A 21,964-nucleotide genomic window follows, 5' to 3' on the forward strand; every position below is an offset into this window, starting at 1 on the left:
GAAGAAGTCGTGAAAGGCGCGTCAGCCGCGCGGCGCGGTCAGCACCGACAGGCGCGTGATGCCGGCGTGCTCGATCGCGGCCATCAGTTTCGCGACGGTGCCGTACGGTACGTGCTCGTCGGCCTGCAGATCGAGTGCGACGTCGGGCCGGCCCGCTTTCAGCGCGGCCAGCTCGGCCGGCACCGTCGCGAGCGCGACCGCGCGCTTGTCGAGATACACGACGCCCTTCGCGTCGACGCTCACGGTCACGTTCGGCTTGCGGTCGGCCGGCGCGGTGGCGACGGTGTTCGGCAGGTTCACGTGCACCGCGTTGTTCAGCAGCGGCGCGGTCACGATGAAGGCGACGAGCAGCACGAGCATCACGTCGACGAGCGGCGTGATGTTGATTTCGCTGAGCACGTCGTCGTTGTCGGAAGAGGACGAGAAAGCCATTATGCGAAGGCCTCCTGACGGGTGTCGCCGGTACGGCGTGCCGGTGCGGCAGCGGGCACGGCAGCCGGCACGCGGAAGCCGGCCTTCTGCGCGAGCGTGACGAAATCGGTCGCGAACGCGTCGAGATCGGCCGATGCGGCCTTCACGTGGCGCACGAAGAAGTTGTACGCGAGCACGGCCGGCACCGCGACCGCGATGCCGATCCCGGTCGCGACGAGCGCCTCGCCGATCGGCCCCGCGACGACGTCGATGCTCGCCGATGCGCTGTGCGTGATCGCGGTCAGCGCGTGGATGATGCCGAACACGGTGCCGAACAGGCCGACGAACGGCGCGGTGCTGCCGATCGACGCGAGCACCGCGAGCCCCGCTTCCTCGCGCCGGCGCGCGTTGTGGATCTGCTGCCGCAGATGGCGTTCGAGCAGGTCGTGACGGCTCCAGCTGTGTTCGAGATCGTGCGCGCTGCTCTCGTCGGCACGCCGCAGCGCGTCGAAGCCCGTCGCGGCGAGTTCGCCCACCGGGCTGTTCGCGCCGTCGAGCGCGGCCGCGTCGTGGAAGCTGTTCGCGGCCCAGAACGCGCTGACGTAACGCCGGTTGCGTGCGCTCGAGCGCAGGCTCTGGATCGCCTTCACGACGATCAGCGTCCACGTGACGACGGAGAAAACGACGAGCAGCCAGAGCGCGCCCTGGACGATGAAGGTGGTCGGGATAGCGTTCATGATGTGAGTTCCTTGAAAAATGTGGCGGGCGGCCCGGCAGGTCAGCCCAGCTTGAAATCGATCGGCACGTTGACCCAGCCGTCGACGGCTTCGTCGCCGCGCTTCGCCGGCACGAACGTCCAGCGCTTCACGGCGGCCACCGCCGCGTTGTCGAGCACGCGGCGGCCGCTGCTCGTGCGGACGTCGACGGAATCGGGCGTGCCGTTCGCAAGCACGTGCACGCGCAGCACGACGCGCCCTTCCCAGCCCTGGTCCTGCGCGAATGCCGGATAGTCGGGCGCCGGGTTGCGCAGGTACGCCGCGTCGCCGATCGGTGCGGTCTCGCGCACGGGTGCGGCTGGCGCGGGCGTCGGAGCCTGGGCCGCCGGGGCGGCGACGGCCGGCGCCGTCGGCGCGGGTGCGGTGTCGCGCGACGCTTGCGGCGCCGCAGCCGGTGCGGGCGCCGGACGCGGAACGGCCGCGCGCGGCGTCAGCGGCTTCGGCGGACTCGGCGCCTGCTTCAACGGCTTCGGCGGCACGACCGGCGGCGGCGGATGCGCGGCTTGCGGCAGCGGCTCGGGCGGCCGCGTCAGCTCCACCGTCATGGGCAACGGCCGTGGCGGCTGCACGGGCGGTGCGGCGGGTGCGCGCGCAACCAGCAGCACGACGCCCGCATGCAGCGCCGCGACGGCGAGCGCGATCGCGCCCGCGCCGCGCCATCCGCTCGCCGGTACCGGCCGTGCGTCCGCCTGCGTAGACGGCGCCACCGAAGGTGGCCGCGCAACCGCAGCAGCCGCAGCCGCATCCGCCACCGCCGCCGCCGCCGCGCGCGGCGCAGCACGCGCCGCATGCCGGCGCGCCGGCGGCACGCCGTATTCGATCGTCAGCCCTGTCATGTTCGCCTCCTTGCAATGACGCGCCGCGGCGCGCTACGCGACCCACGCATGGCGGTGCCGGTCGATCTGCGTGAACGGCGCCGGATCGATCCACGCGCGCGCATCGAAGTCGCGTTCGAGAAACCCCCACTCGACGAGGAAATCCTTGAACGCGACCAGGCCGTCGATCGACGTCGGCGCGAGCCCCGTCTCCAGATGGCGGTGCACGTCCGCGCCGTATGCGTAGCGCACCCATTCGTCGGACGCACGCGTTTCGCGGCCGATATAGGCGACCGTCTCCGCCGGATGGCGCGCGGCCCAATCGCCCGCGCCGACCACGACCGACAGGAAGCGGCTCACGAGATCGGGGCGCGAGTCGATCAGCGCGCGATCGACGGTCAGCGTGCGCGGCGTGCCGTTGCCGATCCGCACCAGCGGATCGGGATGCGCGCCGAGATCGATGACGACCTGCGCGTCGATCAGGTGCACGGTTTCCAGCCCGGCCACGCCCTTCACGAACACCGCGTCGACGTCGCCGCGCACGAGCGCCGCAATCTCGATTCCATACTCGTGCGGGCCGCGCGTGAACGACGCGGGCCCGGTGCGGCGCTCGCGCGTGTCGGGCAGGTCGACCCATTCGGCATCGCCGTGGCCGAGCCCTTCCAGCTCGAGCGCGCTCAGGAAGCCCTTCAGCGCGGCGGCCCGCCAGAAGTCGATGCTGATCGAATGGCGCGGCAACCCGAGCCGCCGGCCGCGCAGATCGCGCGCGGTGCGAATGCCGCGCTCCGGCAGCGTGACGATCGCCTGGAATTCGTTGGTCCACGACAGGCCGATCACGCGCGTATCGGCACCGCGTGCCCGCGCCCACAGCGCGGGAATGTTGCCGCCCTGCCGGAACGAGTGCGGCAGGCTGTGATCGAAGTGTGATTCGCGCTTGTCGGCATCGGCCGTCTCCTGCAGCGAATTCAGCACGATGCCTTCCGGCCCGAACTCTTCGTCGAACCAGCCGCGATGCACGGCAATGCCGAGCGCGGTCGGCACCGGGCAGCGCGTGTACCAGAGTGCGTCGCAGGCCGTGGCCTGCGCAGCGAGTGTCGTCATGGTGAGTGTCCTTGTCGATGTCGTTGTGACGCGCGGGGAAGAAGCCGCGCTCAAGCGCCGGCCACGCGCAGCGCCGCCTGCGTGCCGCGTGCATTCAGCGCGCCGTCGACGAGCGGCAGCACTTCCTCGCCCACGCGGTATGCCTCTTCGAGATGCGGATTGCTCGCGAGGATGAACGTCGACACGCCGATGTCGACGTATTCCGCGAGTCGCTCGGCCACCTGCTCGTGGCTGCCGACGATCACGCAGCCGGGGCCGCCGCGAATCTGCGACATCCCGGCCCACAGGTTCGGGCCGACGATCAGGTCGTCGAAGTGCTGCGTGTTGCCCTGGTGCAGCGCGAACTGGCGTTTCGCGCCGACCGACTCCGACGCTTCGCCGCGCCCGCCGAAGCCGTTGCGCGTCGTGTCGCCCACGGTTGCGAACATCTGCCGCAGTTCGGCCCACGCCTGCTCCTCGGTTTCGCGCGCGAGGATGTCGATGCGCATGCCGAAGCGCAGGTCGCGCTCGGCGTTCTGCCGGTCGAGCGCGCGGCGCGCCGCATCGATCACTTCCTTCTGCTTCGCGAGCGGCTCGCCCCAGCTCAGGTGTACGTCGCCATGCTTCGCGGCGACCGCGAGCGCCGCGTCGCTCGCGCCGGCCAGATAGATCCGCGGCGGCTTCTGCCCGCTCAGCGGCGGCAGCAGCCCGCCCTCCTCGACGCGATAGAAGCGGCCGTCGAACGTGAACGGCGCGCCGGCCGCGACGCCCTTCACGACATCGAGGAATTCGTCGGTGCGCGCGTAGCGGCTGTCGTGGTCGATGAAGTCGCCATACGCGCGCTGGTCGGGCCCGCCGCCGCCCGTGACGACGTTCCACTCGACGCGGCCGCGGCTGATCCGCTGCAGGCTCGCGGCCATCTGGGCCGCATAGACGGGATGCACGAAATGCGGCTGCAGCGCGATCAGGAGCCGCAGCCGGCGCGTCTCGCGCGCCAGCGCGGCCGCGACGACCCACGGCTCCTCGGTGAAGCGGAAGATCGGAATCAGTGCGCCATGGAAGCCGGCGATGTCGGCCGCGCGAGCGACCTGCGACAGATAGTCGATGTAGCCGAAATCGTCGTCGACTTTCGGCGCGACGCGCGACGCGCGCTGGCGGTTCCATTCGCCGCGCGTATGCAGGTCGTGTGCGCGCCGGCCGTCGCCGTGCATCGGCAGGCGCCACAGAAATTCAACAGCCATCGGGATTCTCCTTGTCGGCCCGTTCGGATTGCGTGCGGCACCGCCGTGCCGCGCGTATGCAGCGCTGTAAAGCACGCGGTGTGCCAACGCGCTCGCCGCCGCGCGTGCGCAGCCGCCGGCCGGTACGCGCGGCGCCTTGCGGGCCGGGCGTCGACGGCCATCGACGCACACGCGTCGGGCGGTGCCGACATCGCGAAAGCGAACTGTCGCCGTGCTGCTGCACCGAGCGCACCGGTGCTGCCCGTGCAACAGCACTCGATGCGACTGTTGCTCATGCAACAGCCGACACGCCGGCCGATGCGCCACGCATCTCGCACGATGCCCGCGCCGCATGCCGCACGGCCGTTTCCGCTCACTGGCCCGGAACTTGCAACGTGGAACGGCCCGCGCGGGCGACACCGCGCATCGACCATGCTTACCCAGACAGGGGAATCACACACATGACAGACAGGCCCGATTCGTCATCGGACAAGCAGCAGACGTTCTGGTACGCCCGATCGCCCGTGCCGACGCCGCTCGGCATCGCCGTGCACCTTGGCTGGCTCAACGGCGAGACGTCGGCCGACGGCGTCGCGATCCGCTCGCCGCGCGGCGCCACGCGGCACGACGTGTCGTCGATCAGCGATCACACGCTCGCGCAGTCGTTTCGCCAGGGCGGCAGCATCCCCGCGATGTGGGCACGCTCGAGCGACGCGAACACGCGCGTGATCGGGCTGTCGTGGGTCGACGAATCGCAATTGATCCTCGCACGGCCCGAGTCGGGCATCCGCTCGGTGAAGGCGTTGCGCGGGCGCCGGATCGCGATCCCGAGCCGCCCCGACGACCGCATCGACATCTTTCGCGCATCGGCGCTGCGCGGCTTCGTCAACGCATTGAGCCTCGACGGACTGACCACGCGCGACGTCGAGCTCGTCGACGTGCGCGCACGCACGCTGCAGGCCGTCGGGCCCGCACGCGCGGCAGACCTGTTCGCGTCGCCGCATGGCTTTTCGAGCCGCGCGCTGTACGCAGCCGAGGCCGGTGCGCTGCTGCGCGGCGAAGTCGACGCGATCTACGTGAAGGGCTCGACAGGCCTCGAGATCGCGCAGTTGATCGGCGCGCACGTCGTGATCGACATCGGCTTCCATCCGGAGCGCTCGATCCGCAACAACAACGGCACGCCGCGCCCGCTGACGGTCAACGCGGACGTGCTCGCGAACCACCCGGACATCGTCGCCGGCTTCCTGAAGCTCGTGGTCGCCGCCGGCGAATGGGCGAGCACGCATCCCGACGAAACCGCGCACTACGTGGCCGGCGAAACCGCATCGTCGATCGACTGGGTCCGCGCCGCGTACGGCAACCAGCTGCATCGCCACCTCGGCGTCAATCTGGATGACGAATCGGTCGCCGCGCTCGACGAGTTCAAGACGTTCCTGCACGACCACGGCTTCCTGAAAGCCGACTTCGACGTCGCCGACTGGATCGACCCGCGCCCGCTCGCCGACGTGCTGCGGCCGTCGCTGCAGAAGCGCGCGTGAGCCCATTTACCGTTCACTGCCCGGGACCATCATGAAACACACGCTCTCCCTCGCCTTGCTGCCCCGCCCGCTGCGCGCGCTGTTCGCCGCGCTGCCGTTGGCCGCCGCGTCGCTCGCGACACCGGCCGTCCATGCGCAAGACGCGCCCAAGGTCGTGCGCATCGCCGTCGTCGCGTATTCGAGCGGCGGCAAGACGCAATACGCGGGTGCCTCCGCGCTGATCGACGCCGACAAGTCGCTCGAGAAAGCGCTCGCCGCAAGGCACGTGCAGCTGCAATGGGTGCCCGTGTCGACCGCGGCGGTCGGCACGCTCGTCAACGAGGCATTCACGAACGGCAGCATCGATTTCGCGGGCTACGGCGACCTGCCGTCGGTCGTCGTCAACGCGTCGGGCACGCACACGCGGCTGATCGTGCCGGGCGGCGCCGGCAGCAACACGTATCTCGTCGTGCCGGCCGGCTCGACCGCGAAGTCGATCGTCGACCTGAAGGGCAAGCGCATCGCGCTCAATCGCGGCCGGCCGTGGGAAGTCACGTTCGGCAAGCTGCTCGCCGAGAACGGACTGAAGCTGTCCGACTTCAAGATCTACAACCTCGATCCGCAGGCCGGCGCGGCAGCCGTCGCGGCCGGTCGCGTCGACGGCTTCTTCACGCTGTCCGACGCGTACTCGCTCGTCGACAAGCAGGTCGGCAAGATCATCTGGTCGACCAAGACGGCGCCCGACGACTGGAAGATGCGCGCGGAGCTGTGGGCGTCCGACGATTTCGTGCGGCGCTACCCCGACATCACGCAGCTCGTCGCGACCGCCTACGTGCGCGCCGCGCACTGGATCTCGCAGCCGCAGAACCGCGACGCGTACGTAAAGATCCTGAGCGCGTCGGGCCAGCCCGAAAGCGTCGTGCGCCGCGAATACGCGGACGAATCGACGCCGTGGAAAGAGCAATGGACGCCGCTCTTCACGCCGGCGCTGACCGGCCACTACCGCGACGTCGTCGCGTATAGCCGCCAGGCCGGCCTGACGTCCGCGCCGGTCGACGTGAACGCGCTGCTCGCGCCGACCTTCGTGTCGACCGCGCTCAAGCAGCTCGGCCTCGACGGCTATTGGCGCGCCGACGCCGCGCGCGTCGCGAGCCGCTGATGGCGGCACGCGCCCTCACGCCGAACGGCTCGCGCGCAGTCCGCCTGCCTGGCGTCACGCGGCTCGGCGAGCACGCGCTGTGGTGGGTCACGCCCGTCGCATTCGCCGCGCTGTGGTGGCTCGCGAGCGCGCAGCGCTGGTTTCCGCCGCAGCTCGTCGTGCCGCCCGAGCGCCTCGCGGCGACGTTGCGCATGCTGCTCGACACCGGCGAACTGCGCGACAACCTGCTGATCACACTGCATCGCCTCGTGCTCGGTTTCGCCATCGGCGCAACCGGCGGCGCCGCATTCGGCATCCTGCTCGCGCGCAGCCGGCTGTTCGCCGACTATCTGCGGCCGACGTTCGACCTGCTGCGGCAAGTGCCGACGCTCACGCTGATCCCGCTGCTGATCCTGCTGATCGGCGTCGACGAGCCGCTGAAGCTCGTCGTCGTCGGCAAGGCCGTGTTCTTTCCGGTCGCGCTGGCCGCGTACACCGGCGTGCACGATGCACCGCGCGATCTCGTCGAAATGGCACGTCACTACGGGCTCGGCCGTTTCGCGCTGTTGCGCGATGTGCTGCTGCCGGCCGCGCTGCCGCCGCTGCTGACGGGCGTGCGGATCGCGCTCGCGCGCGCGTGGCTCGCGCTCGTCGCGGTCGAGCTGCTCAGTGCCGACAGCGGGATCGGCCAGATGATGGAACTCGCGCGGCAGATGCTGCGGCTCGACGTGGTGCTCGTCGACGTCGCGGTGATCGGGCTGATCGGCTTCGCGCTCGACCGATCGATCGCGCTCGTGCAACGCTATGCATTGCGCTGGCAGACACCCTCGCGCTGACCCTGACTGGAACCGCTTCGGCATGACCTTCGCATCCCGCGCTTTCTCGCTCGCCCCGCTGCGCCGTCGCGCACGCGGCCTCGTCGTGCCGGCCTTGCTGGTTGCCGCGTGGCAAGTCGCGTCGTCCGGCGACGCGGCCCATCAATACGCATTCGTGCCGCTGCAGCAGGTCGGCGCGGCGCTCGTCGAACTCGCCCGCAGCGGCGAACTCATGACCGATCTCGGCGCGAGCCTGCGCCGCACGACGCTCGGGCTCGGCTTCGGCGTCGCGTCGGGGCTCGTGTTCGGCGCGGCGATGGCGCGTTCGACGCTCGCACGCAAGCTCGCCGAACCGGCGTTCCAGGCGCTGCGCTACGTGCCGCTGCTCGGGCTGATTCCGCTACTGAGCCTGTGGGCCGGCACCGGCGAATTCGCGAAGGTGTTCATCATCGCGCTCGCCGCGTTCTATCCGATGACCACCGCCAGCTTCGACGGGCTGCGCCGCGTCGATCCGCGCTATGTCGAACTCGCGCAGTCGTATCGGCTGACGCGTGCCGGCCTGTGGCGCGACGTGCTGATTCCGGGCGCATTGCCCGACCTGTTCGCGGGCGTGCTGCAGGCCGTGCCGTTCGCGTGGATCACCGCGACCAGCAGCGAGCTGCTGTTCAATACGGGCGCCGGGGTCGGCAGCCTGATGCAGAACGCGCAGGCCGGCGCGCGCGCCGACGTGCTGCTGGTGTGTGTGCTGGGTGTGACGGCACTGGCCGTCGCGATGAGCGCGTTATGCGAGCGAATCGCACAGCGCGCGCTGCGCTGGCGCGATCACGCCTGACGGCGCAGCCGCGCGTCGGCATCGCCCGCGTCGCGCGGCTTCAGGATGCCGAGTTGCGCGAGCCGTGCGCGCACGATGTTGCGCGACTGGTCGAGCAGGCGCGACATGCGCAACTGGTTGTGCTCGCTGTAGTCGAACACGCTGCGGTAGACGGTGTCCTCGATGTGCTGCCACAGCGCCGGCGTGCCGAGATCCAGCAGCTCGATCACCGCGTGACGCAGCGCCTCGGTTGCTTCGGCGACGTCGCGCGCGCGGCGCGGCGGTGCGGCGGCCACGCCCGGTGAATCGGCCATGTCGGCCGCAAGCGACAGCGCCGAGAACTGCAGGTCGCCGACGTCGATCGCACCGCCCGCGCAGATCAGCACCGCGTGGTGGATCACGTTTTCGAGTTCTCGAATGTTGCCGGGCCACGCGTGTGCGTGCAGCCGGGCGCGCGCTGCGTCGGTCAGCGTCGGCGCGCTCACGCGCAGCCGCTTCGCGTAGGTGTCGATGAAATGCTCGATCAGCGGCGCGATGTCGCCGGGCCGCTCGCGCAACGGCAGCAGGCTCAGCTTCACGACGTTGAGCCGGTAGTACAGGTCCTCGCGGAAATTGCCCGCGCGCACCGCGGCTTCGAGATTCACGTTGGTCGCCGCGACGAGCCGCACGTCAATCCTCACGGTCTTGCGCGAGCCGACCGGCGTCACCTCGCGCTCCTGCAGCACGCGCAGCAGCTTGACCTGTGCGGACAGCGGCAGGTCGCCCACTTCATCGAGAAAAAGCGTGCCGCGATTCGCGGATTCGAACCAGCCGGGCTGGCTGTTGATCGCGCCGGTGAACGCGCCGCGTTCGTGGCCGAACAGTTCGCTTTCGATCAGCGTCTCGGAGAACGCGCCGCAATTGACCGCGACGAACGGGCCGTCGCGGCGCTCACTCAGCGAATGCACGAGGCGCGCGATCAGCTCCTTGCCGGTGCCGCTTTCGCCGGTGACGAGCACCGTCGCATCGCTCGGTGCGACGAGCTGGATGCGTTCGAGCAGCACGCGCGATTTGGGGTCGTCGAACGTCAGTGCCTTCGCGCGGATCGTGATCGCGTGCGAAGTCGGGTCCGGCAAGCTGAAGATGGCCATGGCACGACCGGCGTGTTGAACGGGGAAGGTTCGACGATAGCAAGACGCGCGCCGGCCACGAACCAATTCATCGAGCTATCGGTATGACGGCGGCCGGATTGCGCCGGCCGCCGCACCGCGTCATGCCAGCCCGGTCATCTTCCACTGCTGTTCGAGCGCGCCCGGCCCGAAGTCGAGCGAGCCGCCGAGCGGTTCGGCGAGCGCCTGGAAATACGCGGCTTCCTCGAGGATCAGGATGTACTTCGACACGTCGAGGATCGACTTGCCCCAGAACGTCGCACCGCCGTTCGCCTCGATGATCGCCGGCACGTCGGGATCGCGCCGGATCGTATCGACGATGAAGCGCGGCTCGCCGGGACGGCGATCGACATAGACCGGGATCTCGCGGGCCCGCGTGTAGCGCGCGGCCGGCGCGTAGCGGATCGGCAGCGGACGATGCGCGCTCGCCCATGCGCCGAGGTACGGACCGTGCACGTGAATCACGACGTCGACTTCCGGCGCCTCGCGGAACACGCCCGCGTAGCGCGGGCCGTTGCCGCCCGCGCGCGCGTCGCCGTGCAGTACGTCGCCGTCGAGCGTCACGACGACGGGCTGGATCTCCTGCGATGCAGCCCACGGGCTCGGTGCGGACAGCGCGACGACGAGTTCCGTGCCCGGCACGCGCTGGAACGCCTGGAACGTGTTGGTCGCGGACAGCGTGCGCGTTTCCTTCAGCACACGCTCGGCCTGCGTGAATTCGCGCGTCGCGCGCTCGACGAATGCCACGAGTTCGCCGCTGTCGATGGCTTGGGTGACGGACATGAAGACGGTTTCCTTGATCGGATGGACGGATGGACTCGCGTCGCAACGCAGCGACGCACGACCACCGGAACAGCAGCAATCGTGCCAGCCGGCGACGCAGGCAGCACAGGCCGGCCGACGCAGCGTGGGCGCGCTCGGACGACACGCACGGTGCCGTCCGGGTGCTTGCGTCTGTTGCGGGAGCAACAACGTGCCGGCCGGGATTGCTGCACGACGCGCAGCCGGTGCGCGTGCATGCCCCGCGCAGCGCCGATCGATCGCCCGCCACGCCATGCGCGGCGTACGCAACGAGCACGCTGGTTCGAAACTTGCATCGTGGTCGGCCCGCGCCGGCCCTGCATGGCCGGCTCATCCGCTCTCACCGATCTCCTTCCGACCATGACGCTCCTTCCCCTGCGCGGCCTCGCCGCACGCACGCTGCTCGCATCGGCGCTCGCCGTGCCTTCCGTCGTTTCGCACGCGGCTTCACCCGGCCGTGTTCCCGCACCCGATCCGTTGCAGGGCGACGGCCGCGTGTCCGCGTTCTACACATGGGATCGCGACATTCCGGCCACGCCCGGCGTGCTGCTGCGTTCCGAACCGCTGCCCGCGACGCTCGGGCTCGCGAGCGCCGCGCGGCAACTGCGCATCCTGTATGCATCGACCGACGGTGTCGGCGGCCACACGCCGATCGCCGTGTCGGGCGCGCTGTTCGTGCCGCGCGGCACGCCGCCGGCCGGCGGCTGGCCGATCGTCGCATGGGCGCACGGCACGTTCGGGATGGCCGACATCTGCGCGCCGTCCTGGTTCGGCCGATCGTATCGCGATGTGCGCTACCTGAATGCGTGGCTTCAGCAAGGGTTCGCGGTCGTGGCGACCGACTACCAGGGCCTCGGCACCCCGGGCCCGAACCCGCAGCTCAACAATCGTTCGAACAGCTACACGTTGCTCGACAGCGTGCGCGCGGTGCTCGGCGGCGTGCCGGGCCTCGCGAACGAAGTCGTGCTCGTCGGCCAGTCGCAAGGCGGCTCGGCCGTGATCGCGGCAGCCGGCTACGCGCCCGCCTATGCGCCCGAACTCGCGATCCGTGCGACCGTCGCGACCGGCACGATCTACAACGCTTCACGCGCCACGCTCGCGTCGCTGCCGAAGTTCGAGACGACGTACCGGCGCGATCCCGAGCGCGTCGATCCGACGCTCGCGTACCAGTTCTATTCGGTGCTGTCCGCGCAGCAGGTCGACCCGTCGGTGCGCGCCGACGACGTGCTGACCGAGCGCGCGCTGCCGATTCTCGAACAGGCGCGTATCAGCTGCCTTGCATCGCTCGAGGACGACGCGGCGCTTGCCCACCTCACGCACGCGAGCACCGTGAAGCCGGGCGGCGATGCGCGGCTGCAGGCATGGTGGGACGACTTCCTGAAATACCCGACGCTGAAGATCGCCACGCCCGTCTTCATCGGCGCAGGCGCCGACGACGGGCTGGCGCCGCTCGAACTCGCGCTCGCGAAGGATGCGTGCGCGGCCGGCACGACCGTCGAGGCGCACCTGTATGCCGGCCGCGAGCACAACGGCACCGTGAACGCATCGCTCGCCGATTCGATTCCGTTCGTGAAGCGCGTGCTGGCCGGCGAGACGATCCGCCCGGCCTGCTCGCCGGTCGCGCAGCAGGCCGTGTCGCAATAGCCGGCTTCCGGCGCTTTGCACCACGGCGCGAATGCTTGTGCAAATCCGTTATTGGATCGCGCCGCCGCGCATTTTTATACTCGTCAGCACTCTCTTCTAAAGAGTGCCAGCCAATTCCGACAGACCCGTACAGGACGAAAAGATGAGCCTACGCCCCTTGCACGACCGCGTGATCGTGAAGCGTCTCGACCAGGAAACCACCACCGCGTCGGGCATCGTGATCCCCGACAGCGCCGCCGAAAAGCCCGACCAGGGCGAAGTGATTGCCGTCGGCCCCGGCCGCAAGGACGCGGACGGCCAGCGCATCGTGCCCGACCTGCAGGTCGGCGAGCGCGTGCTGTTCGGCAAATACGCCGGGCAAGCCGTCAAAGTGGACGGCAACGAGTTTCTCGTGCTGCGCGAGGAAGACATCGTCGCGGTCGTCAATCAATAACGGAGCGCAATCATGGCAGCCAAGGAAATCATTTTCAGCGACATCGCACGGTCGAAGCTGACCGAAGGCGTGAACATCCTCGCGAACGCGGTGAAGGTCACGCTCGGGCCGAAGGGCCGCAACGTCGTGCTCGAACGCAGCTTCGGCGCACCCGTCGTCACGAAGGACGGCGTATCGGTCGCGAAGGAAATCGAACTCGCGGACAAGCTGCAGAACATCGGCGCGCAGCTCGTGAAGGAAGTCGCGTCGCGCACCAGCGACGCAGCCGGCGACGGCACGACGACGGCCACCGTGCTCGCGCAGGCGATCGTCCGCGAAGGCCAGAAATACGTGGCGGCCGGGCTCAACCCGCTCGACCTGAAGCGCGGCATCGACAAGGCCGTCGCCGCGGCCGTCGAAGAGCTGAAGAAGATCAGCAAGCCGACCACCACGAGCAAGGAAATCGCGCAGGTCGCGACGATCTCCGCAAACGGCGAGGAATCGATCGGCCAGCGCATCGCCGAAGCGATCGACCGCGTCGGCAAGGAAGGCGTGATCACCGTCGAGGACGGCAAGTCGCTCGCCGACGAGCTCGACGTCGTCGAAGGGCTGCAGTTCGATCGCGGCTACCTGTCGCCGTACTTCATCAACAATCCGGACAAGCAGGTCGCCGAGATCGAAAGCCCGTACATCCTGCTGCACGACAAGAAGATCTCGAACATCCGCGACCTGCTGCCGGTGCTCGAACAGGTCGCGAAGTCGGGCCGCCCGCTGCTGATCATCGCGGAAGACGTCGAAGGCGAAGCGCTCGCGACGCTCGTCGTGAACAACATCCGCGGGATCCTGAAGACGGTCGCGGTCAAGGCGCCGGGCTTCGGCGATCGCCGCAAGGCGCTGCTCGAGGACATCGCGATCCTCACCGGCGGCCAGGTGATCGCCGAGGAAACGGGCCTGACGCTCGAGAAGGCGACGCTCGCCGAGCTCGGCCAGGCGAAGCGCATCGAGGTCGGCAAGGAAAACACGACCGTGATCGACGGCGCGGGTGATGCGAAGAACATCGAGGCGCGCGTGAAGCAGATCCGCGTGCAGATCGAAGAAGCCACGTCCGACTATGACCGCGAGAAGCTGCAGGAACGCGTCGCGAAGCTCGCGGGCGGCGTCGCGGTGATCAAGGTCGGCGGTGCGACCGAGATCGAAGTGAAGGAGAAGAAGGATCGCGTCGACGACGCGCTGCACGCCACGCGCGCGGCCGTCGAGGAAGGCATCGTTCCGGGCGGCGGCGTCGCACTGATCCGCGTGCGGCAGGCGATCCGCGAACTGAAGGGCGTGAACGCCGACCAGGACGCAGGCATCAAGATCGTGCTGCGCGCGCTCGAGGAACCGCTGCGCCAGATCGTCACGAATGCGGGCGAGGAAGCGAGCGTCGTCGTCGCGAAGGTCGCGGAAGGCACGGGCAACTTCGGGTACAACGCGCAAACCGGCGAGTACGGCGACCTCGTCGAATCGGGCGTGCTCGATCCGACCAAGGTCACGCGCACGGCGCTGCAGAACGCGGCGTCGGTGGCCGGCCTGCTGCTGACGACCGATGCGACCGTGTTCGAAGCGCCGAAGGATGCAGCGCCGGTCGCCGGGCCGGGCGGCCCGGGTGCAGGCGGGCCTGGGTTCGATTTCTGAGGCTGGGCTGCGCGCGCCGGTTCGCCGGCGTGCGTACGGTCTCCTGCAGGAACAGGAAGCGCGTGGCGACGGAAGTCGTCACGCGTTTTTCTTTGGGATCGACGTTCCGCACCGTGTCGCAGCAGCGCGCATCTCCGGCAGTGCACGTAACGGGCGCATCACGACCCTTTACGATCTTTTTACTTGCGCCCGCGAATACGTTCACTAGAATGGGTTCGCCATCCACCACCGAGCACGCGACATGCGCATCCGAAGTCCTCGTCCTCCGAGTTGCTTCTCTGCCTGACGGGCAGGACGCCTGCGTCTCGCTTTTCCCGAGCCACCGTCCTGCCACCTGGCGGACGGTGCGCGCCGTAGTCATTCCCGCGCACGCCTGAACACGATGTCGATGCGCTCATTGCGAATCGCAACACGTGTGCTGGATCGCGTGCACGCGGCACATCCCGTGCAACGACGCATCATCGAACCGCCGATCTAATCCATTTATTTTGCATACCTTATTTCATTCACGGAAATTTCCGATACCGGAGCCCGGTCATGTTCGAGATCGACAAGCAGTACACACGCGAATTCATCCACACCGCCTGCGGCGGGAGCAAGCAGGGATTCCTGCCGACGAAGAACGGCAAGGTCGTGGCCGCCTGCCTGCGCACGGACCTCAACCCGCACGCACCCGACGTGATCCTCTGCGACGGCAGCGCGTCTGCGCGTTCGGCCGGCAGGACGCTCGCCGCGCAACGCGATGCGATTCCGGTATTCATCAGGATGGCAACCGATGCCTACCGCTTCGTCGGCCAGTACGTCGTCAGCGAATCGCTCACGGCGCCGCTCGACTGCGCGCCCTACGTGCGCAACAGCGGCTTCACGGCCGCGCAGATTTCACGCGTGCTCAAGCTCAAACGCACCTGACACGCTTGCACGGCACGGCTCGCGCCGTGCCGTGGTCCTCTTTTACACAGGAGCAATCATGCTTGGCCTGACGTTCTGGAAACATGTGATCGGTGCGCGGACCGATGCAGCCCGCGACAACAAGGCGATCGCGCACGACCGGCACCGCCGGGTGTCGAGAACGCTCGTGCTGGCGAGCGCCATAGTGGCATTCGCGGCGATCGCGTTCGGTGCGCCGGTCGTCGGCATTTCGGTCTTTCTGCTGACGACGCTGCCGTTCGTGCTGTCGGGTACCTGAGGGCACACGTGTCGAGCCCGGTTCCATCGACGATCGATACGAAATTTTAATACCGGGCCCCCGTGTCTCTGACACCGTCTTTACGCGGTTTTGTCTAGGATTTCCCTGTCATCCCGACACGGAGAGATCCGCATGCAAACGCAGCAGGCCGCCGTCGGCGGCCAACCCGACCTTCCCCACCGACGCGGCGGCACGCCGCTCGCGGCCCGGCTGGCCGACGCCTGTCCGCCCGAGCACATTCTGCTCGACGTGCCGGTGGAAAGCGCGATCCAATTGTTCGACCTCGTCGCGCGCCATATCGAGCGCAGCAGCAGGGTGCCCGCGGAGCGGATCCGGACCGAACTGGTCAAGCGCGAGCAGCTCGGCTCGACGGGCCTCGGCCAGGGCGTCGCGATTCCGCATGCGCGGGTCAACGGGCTCGACACGGCCGCCGCACTGTTCGTTCGCGCGCTATACCCGTTCGCGTTCAATGCGCCGGACCGCAAGCCCGTGCGCGAATTCATCGTGCTGGTCCTGCCGCAAGCGGACGACCGCGCACATCTCGAACTGCTCGCCGACGCGGCGCGGTGTTTCAGCGAACGTCCGTTCCGGCAGGCGTCGCGCGATGCGCGCACGCCCGACGAGATTCACCGGCTGATGCAACGCACGCACTGACGCCGCACCGCGCGGCGACAGGCACTCCCTTCATCCTTTCGGATTCCCATGTTCCCAGACCCTGAAAGTCCCACTCTCACGTCGCGGCGCGTCGCCGGCCTGGCCCGCTCGCTGCCGTTCATGCAGGCGCTGCACGGCCAGACCGTCGTCATCGTCGACGGCGGTGCCGCGAACGATGCGCGCACCCGCGCAACCTTCGCGCAGGATGTCGCACTGCTCGCACTCACCGGCGTTCGTCCGATCGTCGTCCAGGCCGGACCGGCCGCGACCGATACGCAATCGGTTCACACCGCGCACGCCGCGATGGCCGCCGTCAATCACGAACTGGTGCGCCTGATCGGCAGTCACGGTGCCAAGGCGATCGGCATCGACGGTCACGACGGCGGCCTGCTGGTCGCCAGCGCGGAACCCGACCGCACCCGCACGAGCGCGGTCGCACGATTCGACGGCGCCGCGCTGAATGCATTTCTGGAAAACGGACTGGTGCCCGTCGTGATGCCGGTCGCACCGGACGACGCGGGCCACGACCACCTGCTGCACCCGGAACGCGTCGGCAGCCTGTTTGCGCAACGCACGGGCGCCGTCACGCTGGTGATGATGGTCGACAGCACGTTGCTGCACGAACTCGGCGAGCTTGCAGGGTTGTACGGCATCACGGAACTCGAGCAATGGCTTGCCGAACATCCGGCCGCCGATGCGGCGCCTTGCGTGCGGGAAGCGCTCGATGCGCTCGCGCACGGCGTACAGAACGTCCATCTCGCCGATCTCGGGCAACCCGAATCGCTGATCGACGAATTGCTGACGGAGGAGGGATCCGGCGTGGTGTTCTGCCGGCGCGGCAACACCGACCTGCTGTCGGAAACGCGCCGCTACTTCGCCGATTCCGCGTGCGTGCTGCGCGACGGATTCAGCGTCGAGAAGAAGCCGGTCGTGCGGTTCTGACCGGATAATGGGAAAACGCTTGCGGCGACCCGCGAGGGCCGCCGCAAGCAGGCGACATCGCCATCAACGCCGCGTGGCGAGCCGCTTCACGACACGCACCAGCGCATCGACCTCGTCACACGTGTTGTAGAACGCGAGCGACGGCCGCACCGTGGCTTCGAGCCCGAAACGCCGCAGGATCGGCTGTGCGCAGTGATGCCCCGAGCGCACCGCGATGCCCTCTTCGTTCAGCGCCTGCCCGACTTCCTCGGTTTCATAGCCCTTCAGCACGAACGACAGCACGCTCGCCTTGTCTCGCGCGGTGCCGACGAGCCGCACGCCCGGCACCGGCGCGAGCACGCTCGTTGCATACGCGAGCAGATCGTGCTCGTAGCGCGCGATGTTCTCGATGCCGATGCGGTTCACGTAGTCGAGCGCGGCGCCGAGCCCCACCGCATCCGCAATGTTGCCGGTACCGGCTTCGAAACGATTGGGCGGCGGCTGGAACACCGTGCGCTCGAACGTCACGTCCGCGATCATGTTGCCGCCGCCCTGCCAGGGCGGCATGTCGTCGAGGATCGCGCGCTTGCCGTACACGACACCGATCCCGGTTGGCCCGTAGATCTTGTGCCCGGAGAACACGAAGAAATCCGCATCGAGCGCCTGCACGTCGACGCGCATGTGCGAGATCGACTGCGCGCCGTCGACGAGCGCCTTCGCGCCCGCGCGATGCGCGAGATCGACGATCTCCTTCACCGGCACGACCGTGCCGAGCGCATTCGACACCTGCGTGACGGACACGATCTTCGTGCGGTCGTTCAGCAGCTTCCGGTATTCGTCGAGCAGCACCTGCCCCGAATCGTCGACCGGAATCACGCGCAGCTTCGCGCCCTTCTGCGCAGCAAGCTGCTGCCACGGCACGATGTTCGCGTGATGCTCGAGATTCGACACGATGATCTCGTCGCCTTCGCCGACGTTCTGCACGCCCCACGTCTTCGCGATCAGGTTGATCGCCTCGGTCGTGCCGCGCACGAACACGATCTCGTCCGGCGACGATGCGCCGATGAAGCGCTGCACCGTTTCCCGTGCATGTTCGTACGCATCCGTCGCACGGCCGGCCAAGGCATGCGCCGCGCGGTGAATGTTCGAGTTCTCGTGCGCATAGAAATACGCGAGACGATCGATCACGGCCTGCGGCTTGTGCGTCGTCGCCGCGTTGTCGAACCAGACGAGCTGCTTGCCGTTCACGCGCTCCTGCAGGATCGGGAAATCGCGGCGGATCGCATTGACGTCGAACGGCGGGTGCGCGCCGCGATACAGCTGGCCTTGCGGCTCGGCTGCGTGCGTAGAGTGCGTGGCGTGCGTATCGTCGATGAAGTAACGCGGCACGTCGGCGCCGGATGCGCGCGACACCGGCGCGTCGCGATGCACGGCGAGCAGTTCGCGCAGCGCATCGTCGCCCGGCAGCCCGAACGCTTCCGGCGACGCCAGCCCGTTCGACGGCACGACGATGTCCTGCGGCGTCGCCTGCCAGCCTTGCAGCGAACCGTCGGTGAAGTAGTACGGCGACGCCTTCGCCGCGCCTTCCGGTGCCGGCGCATTCACCTGCGGCACGCCGAGCGCCGCGCCGCCGACACGCGGTTCGAGCGCGGGCGCGATCGACACGGCGTTGTCGGGCAGCCCGTTCTGCGCGGCCGCATGCGGCGCGAGCGCGGGTGCGCGGTTGCCGAGCGACAGCACGTGCGTCGGCGCGGACGGCGCGAGGTTCGCACCGGGCACCTTGCCCTGCGGCAACGCGAGCCCCGGCACGCCGGTACCCGCTCCGCCCGGGCCCGCGAGCGGCGAACCGCCCGGCACCGGGTTGCCGACCGACGCGAGGATCGGCGCGGCCGCCGGCAACGCCGACGGCACGCCGCCGACCGCGCCGCTGCCGGCCGACAGCCCGGGCGCGGTGGCCTGCCCGGGCGGCGTCGCGAAGAACTCGGACGCGAGCCGCGCGAGCGTCGCCGGGTCCGGCAACCCTGCCGGCAGCGGCGCGTGCGGCAGCGCGTGCGCGTCGCCGCCGGCCAGGCCGGGATTAACGGTAGGTGTCGGGATAGTCATGGAACTTGGCGATTTCGACGTCATCGAGGACAGCCAGCGCATCCGGCGAATGGACCGCGAGCGAGCAATACAGCGAGATCAGGTACGACGCGATCGCCTGGTTGTTGATCCCCATGAAGCGCACCGACAGGCCCGGCCCCTGCTCGCCCGCAACGCCCGGCTGATACAGGCCGACGACGCCCTGGCGCTTGTCGCCGACGCGCAGCAGCAGGATCTTGGTCTTGCCGTCCGCGACGGGCACCTTGTCCGACGGGATCAGCGGAATGCCGCGCCACGTGAGGAACTGCGAGCCGAACAGGCTGACCGTCGGCGGCGGTACGCCGCGCCGCGTGCATTCGCGGCCGAACGCGGCGATCGCGAGCGGGTGCGTGAGGAAGAATGCCGGCTCCTTCCACACCTTCGTCAGCAGTTCGTCGAGATCGTCCGGCGTCGGTGCGCCCGTCAGCGGGAAGATCCGCTGTTCGTCGGTCACGTTCGCGAGCAGACCGTAGTCGGGGTTGTTGATCAGCTGGCTTTCCTGCAGCTCCTTGATCGTCTCGATCGTCAGGCGCAGCTGTTCCTTGATCTGGTCATGAGGACTGCTGTACAGGTCGGAGATCCGCGTATGCACGTCGAGCACCGTGCTGACCGCATTCAGGAAGTACTCGCGCGGCTGTTCCTCGTACGGTACGAAAGTCTGCGGCAGCACGCTTTCGTCCTCGAGCTGCGTGCACGCGGCGCGCACGGCTTCCGGGTTCTTCACCTGGTTCAGCCGATAGATGCCGGCCTCGACCGGCACCCACTGCAGCAGATGGGTCAGCCAGCGCGGCGTGATCGTGGAAAGCTGGGGGACGGTCTTGGTAGCGTTCGCTAGTTGGCGGGCGGCGTGATCGCTCAGCGCGGCCGTGCCGCTTGCAACGGTCGACATGTGTGGCTCCGGGTTCTTAAGATGAAAAACGGGATTGCTTATGACGCTGGGTGATTATCGGAAGCACGCTCCTGCCGGCTCAACATGCTATAGCCGTCAGGTCATGCAACCGAAAGGGAAATGTCGCGAAGCGGCCTCAGGTGACGTACACGCCCGGCAGCAGCGTCGAGATCGACACGTCGAACGCGCGCGCGATCTTGTCGGCCGTGACGATCGACGCGATCGCCTCGCCGCGCTCGATCTCGCCGACATACGAGCGGTTCAGCCCCGCATGCTCGGCCAGCTGCTCCTGCGACCACGTGCGCGCTTCGCGCAGCTTGCGCACGTTGGCGCCGAAGTGATGGATGAGGTCGCTCATCGCGCCTCCTAGGCGACGCGCGCCGCTGCACGCGGCACGGCGTTCGCTTCGCTGCGCAGCACGGCCTGCGTGACGTTTTCGCCGGCCGGCACGTCCTGCGTGAGCCACACGTTGCCGCCGATCACCGCGCCGCGCCCGATCGTCACGCGGCCGAGGATCGTTGCGCCCGCATAGATCACGACGTCGTCCTCGACGATCGGATGGCGTGCGAGCCCTTTCTCCAGATGGCCGGCCGCATCGCGCGGGAAGCGCTTCGCGCCGAGCGTGACGGCCTGGTACACGCGCACACGCTCGCCGATGATCGCCGTCTCGCCGATCACGACGCCCGTGCCGTGGTCGATGAAGAAACCCGCGCCGATGCGTGCGCCCGGATGAATGTCGATGCCCGTTTCCGCGTGCGCCTGCTCGGCGATGATCCGCGCGAGCAGCGGCAAGCCGAGCCCGTACAACTCGTGCGCGAGCCGGTGGTGGATCATCGCGAGGATGCCCGGGTAGCACAGCAGCACCTCGTCGACGCTCCCGGCCGCCGGATCGCCGTGGAACGCGGCCAGCACGTCGCTGTCGAGCAGCCGGCGGATCTCGGGCAACCGCGCGGCGAAGGCCTGCACGGCTTTCGCCGCGACTTCGTCGAGGTTGTCGGGCGGCGACCCATCGGTATTACGGTGACGCGCCGCATAGCGCAACTCGAGCGTCACTTGCGTGAGCAGCGCATTCAGCGCCGCGTCGAGCGCATGGGCCACGTGGAAGTTCTCGCTCTCCTGCCGCAAATCGGGCGGCCCGAGACGCATCGGGAACAGCACGCCCTTCAGCGCGCCGATGATCTGCGCAAGCGCCTCGCGCGCCGGCAGGTCGCGCCCGCCCGGTTCGAGTGAGCGCCGCTGCTTCTCGCGCCATGCGCGGCGCACCGTCTGCAGCGATTGAACGATGTCGTCGATGTCGAATGCGGCCATGCTGCTGTTCTCCCCGTAACGGCCGTGAATCAGTCCTGCGCCCACGGCAGGCCGCGGAAGCGCCAACCGTTCTGGCCACCGCGATGCTGCCGCTCGTCGAGGTCGCCCTCGAACCCTTCGAGCACGTTGAATACCTGCGTGAAACCGCCCTTCGTCGCGGCCTCGGCCGCCTGTGCCGAGCGGTTGCCGCTGCGGCACAGCAACAGCACGACTGCCTCCTTGCCGGTCTTCGCTTCCAGCTCGCGCACGAAGCGCGGGTTGCGCGTCAGGCTCGTGCCCGTCGCCCACGGCACGTGCAGCGACTCCGGCACGTGGCCGACGAATTTCCGTTCTTCCGCCGTGCGTACGTCCACCAGCAATGCGTCTCCCGCCGAGAACAGCGCCCACGCGGCTTCCGGCGCAACGCCGCCCGCGTAAGGCGTACCGGCCTCCGCTGCCGCCGTGCGCGCATCTTCGAGCGCCTGCTGCGCAGCGGTTCGTTCTTCCAATGCAACCGTCATGACACTTCCTTGTATTCTCAGATTCGTATGAACAAAGACACCGGGAATGCGGCCGTTGCAGCTTGCGTGCTGTCTATAGCCGTCAGCACCACTATGCGAGTGCGGTCGGGGAAGCAGAACCAA

At 68.6% G+C, this 21,964-nt stretch carries 23 protein-coding genes; 11 read left to right on the forward strand and 12 right to left on the reverse strand.

Going from position 1 to position 21,964, the window contains the following annotated elements; genetic code table 11:
• Window positions 1-21: 21 nt before the first annotated feature.
• From AC5LXX_RS28200 to AC5LXX_RS28220, 5 genes are read right to left on the reverse strand one after another with little or no spacing between them, the layout of a single operon-like run.
• The gene (locus AC5LXX_RS28200) at window positions 22-432 is read right to left on the reverse strand and encodes an ExbD/TolR family protein (RefSeq protein WP_124451389.1); all 411 of its coding nucleotides are present in this window, start codon (window positions 430-432) and stop codon (window positions 22-24) included.
• Window positions 432-1,148 carry a MotA/TolQ/ExbB proton channel family protein gene (locus tag AC5LXX_RS28205; protein WP_493411886.1) on the reverse strand — a complete coding sequence of 239 codons (717 nt, stop codon included), beginning with the start codon at window positions 1,146-1,148 and terminating at the stop codon, window positions 432-434. The genes AC5LXX_RS28200 and AC5LXX_RS28205 overlap by 1 nt, the downstream gene beginning before the upstream one ends.
• Window positions 1,149-1,189: 41 nt before the next feature.
• On the reverse strand, window positions 1,190-2,023 hold the full coding sequence (locus AC5LXX_RS28210) for an energy transducer TonB (RefSeq protein WP_493411887.1): 834 nt from the start codon (window positions 2,021-2,023) through the stop codon (window positions 1,190-1,192).
• A gap of 33 nt (window positions 2,024-2,056) precedes the next feature.
• Window positions 2,057-3,103, reverse strand: coding sequence for an ABC transporter substrate-binding protein (locus AC5LXX_RS28215; protein ID WP_493411888.1), 1,047 nt, complete (start codon window positions 3,101-3,103; stop codon window positions 2,057-2,059).
• A 50-nt stretch (window positions 3,104-3,153) separates the two neighbouring features.
• On the reverse strand, window positions 3,154-4,323 hold the full coding sequence (locus tag AC5LXX_RS28220; protein ID WP_493411889.1) for an LLM class flavin-dependent oxidoreductase: 1,170 nt from the start codon (window positions 4,321-4,323) through the stop codon (window positions 3,154-3,156).
• A gap of 440 nt (window positions 4,324-4,763) precedes the next feature.
• On the opposite strand from AC5LXX_RS28220, the gene AC5LXX_RS28225 reads away from it, so the two are divergent.
• From AC5LXX_RS28225 to AC5LXX_RS28240, 4 genes are read left to right on the forward strand one after another with little or no spacing between them, the layout of a single operon-like run.
• Window positions 4,764-5,840, forward strand: coding sequence for an ABC transporter substrate-binding protein (locus tag AC5LXX_RS28225; RefSeq protein ID WP_493411890.1), 1,077 nt, complete (start codon window positions 4,764-4,766; stop codon window positions 5,838-5,840).
• 31 nt (window positions 5,841-5,871) lie between these two features.
• Window positions 5,872-6,978, forward strand: coding sequence for a PhnD/SsuA/transferrin family substrate-binding protein (locus tag AC5LXX_RS28230; protein ID WP_493411891.1), 1,107 nt, complete (start codon window positions 5,872-5,874; stop codon window positions 6,976-6,978).
• The gene (locus AC5LXX_RS28235; RefSeq protein WP_493411892.1) at window positions 6,978-7,793 is read left to right on the forward strand and encodes an ABC transporter permease; all 816 of its coding nucleotides are present in this window, start codon (window positions 6,978-6,980) and stop codon (window positions 7,791-7,793) included. The genes AC5LXX_RS28230 and AC5LXX_RS28235 overlap by 1 nt, the downstream gene beginning before the upstream one ends.
• A gap of 22 nt (window positions 7,794-7,815) precedes the next feature.
• Window positions 7,816-8,604, forward strand: a complete 789-nt coding sequence (locus AC5LXX_RS28240) for an ABC transporter permease (RefSeq protein ID WP_493411893.1) — start codon at window positions 7,816-7,818, stop codon at window positions 8,602-8,604.
• On the opposite strand, the gene AC5LXX_RS28245 is transcribed toward AC5LXX_RS28240, so the two are convergent.
• Window positions 8,595-9,713 (reverse strand): sigma-54 interaction domain-containing protein, encoded by a 1,119-nt coding sequence (locus AC5LXX_RS28245; RefSeq protein ID WP_493411894.1) that lies wholly within the window; start codon window positions 9,711-9,713, stop codon window positions 8,595-8,597. The genes AC5LXX_RS28240 and AC5LXX_RS28245 overlap by 10 nt on opposite strands.
• A gap of 120 nt (window positions 9,714-9,833) precedes the next feature.
• Window positions 9,834-10,514 carry a class II aldolase/adducin family protein gene (locus tag AC5LXX_RS28250; protein WP_124451408.1) on the reverse strand — a complete coding sequence of 227 codons (681 nt, stop codon included), beginning with the start codon at window positions 10,512-10,514 and terminating at the stop codon, window positions 9,834-9,836.
• A 378-nt stretch (window positions 10,515-10,892) separates the two neighbouring features.
• Here AC5LXX_RS28250 and AC5LXX_RS28255 point away from each other — a divergent pair, with 378 nt between their 5' ends.
• The 7 genes from AC5LXX_RS28255 to AC5LXX_RS28285 all read left to right on the forward strand — a co-directional run bounded on the left by AC5LXX_RS28255 (window position 10,893) and on the right by AC5LXX_RS28285 (window position 17,044).
• Window positions 10,893-12,176, forward strand: a complete 1,284-nt coding sequence (locus AC5LXX_RS28255; protein ID WP_493411895.1) for a lipase family protein — start codon at window positions 10,893-10,895, stop codon at window positions 12,174-12,176.
• 142 nt (window positions 12,177-12,318) lie between these two features.
• Complete coding sequence (locus tag AC5LXX_RS28260) at window positions 12,319-12,609, forward strand: co-chaperone GroES (protein ID WP_011356207.1); 291 nt, start codon at window positions 12,319-12,321, stop codon at window positions 12,607-12,609.
• 12 nt (window positions 12,610-12,621) lie between these two features.
• Entirely contained in the window at window positions 12,622-14,262 is a 1,641-nt protein-coding gene (groL, locus tag AC5LXX_RS28265; protein WP_493411896.1) for a chaperonin GroEL, read from the forward strand.
• A gap of 537 nt (window positions 14,263-14,799) precedes the next feature.
• Window positions 14,800-15,171, forward strand: coding sequence for a DUF6697 family protein (locus AC5LXX_RS28270; RefSeq protein WP_493411897.1), 372 nt, complete (start codon window positions 14,800-14,802; stop codon window positions 15,169-15,171).
• 58 nt (window positions 15,172-15,229) lie between these two features.
• The gene (locus AC5LXX_RS28275; RefSeq protein ID WP_493411898.1) at window positions 15,230-15,448 is read left to right on the forward strand and encodes a hypothetical protein; all 219 of its coding nucleotides are present in this window, start codon (window positions 15,230-15,232) and stop codon (window positions 15,446-15,448) included.
• Window positions 15,449-15,580: 132 nt separating this feature from the next.
• Window positions 15,581-16,102, forward strand: a complete 522-nt coding sequence (locus AC5LXX_RS28280; RefSeq protein ID WP_493411899.1) for a PTS sugar transporter subunit IIA — start codon at window positions 15,581-15,583, stop codon at window positions 16,100-16,102.
• Between the two features lie 48 nt (window positions 16,103-16,150).
• Window positions 16,151-17,044, forward strand: coding sequence for an amino acid kinase family protein (locus tag AC5LXX_RS28285; RefSeq protein WP_493411900.1), 894 nt, complete (start codon window positions 16,151-16,153; stop codon window positions 17,042-17,044).
• A gap of 63 nt (window positions 17,045-17,107) precedes the next feature.
• Here the strand turns inward: AC5LXX_RS28285 and AC5LXX_RS28290 are convergent, their stop codons facing one another.
• From AC5LXX_RS28290 to AC5LXX_RS28310, 5 genes are all read right to left on the reverse strand, one after another.
• Window positions 17,108-19,126, reverse strand: coding sequence for a family 2A encapsulin nanocompartment cargo protein cysteine desulfurase (locus AC5LXX_RS28290; RefSeq protein WP_493411901.1), 2,019 nt, complete (start codon window positions 19,124-19,126; stop codon window positions 17,108-17,110).
• A complete protein-coding gene (locus AC5LXX_RS28295) occupies window positions 19,101-20,033 on the reverse strand; it encodes a family 2A encapsulin nanocompartment shell protein (protein WP_006479760.1) in 933 nt (310 codons plus the stop codon). Before AC5LXX_RS28295 ends, AC5LXX_RS28290 begins: the two co-directional genes overlap by 26 nt.
• Before the next feature lie 136 nt (window positions 20,034-20,169).
• The gene (locus tag AC5LXX_RS28300; RefSeq protein ID WP_089453685.1) at window positions 20,170-20,391 is read right to left on the reverse strand and encodes a helix-turn-helix domain-containing protein; all 222 of its coding nucleotides are present in this window, start codon (window positions 20,389-20,391) and stop codon (window positions 20,170-20,172) included.
• A gap of 8 nt (window positions 20,392-20,399) precedes the next feature.
• Window positions 20,400-21,341, reverse strand: a complete 942-nt coding sequence (gene epsC, locus AC5LXX_RS28305) for a serine O-acetyltransferase EpsC (RefSeq protein ID WP_493411902.1) — start codon at window positions 21,339-21,341, stop codon at window positions 20,400-20,402.
• Between the two features lie 29 nt (window positions 21,342-21,370).
• Window positions 21,371-21,841: a rhodanese-like domain-containing protein gene (locus AC5LXX_RS28310; RefSeq protein WP_493411903.1), complete on the reverse strand. Its 471-nt coding sequence runs from the start codon at window positions 21,839-21,841 to the stop codon at window positions 21,371-21,373.
• Between the last annotated feature and the right edge of the window lie 123 nt (window positions 21,842-21,964).

Source organism: Burkholderia torrens (genome assembly GCF_984668525.1).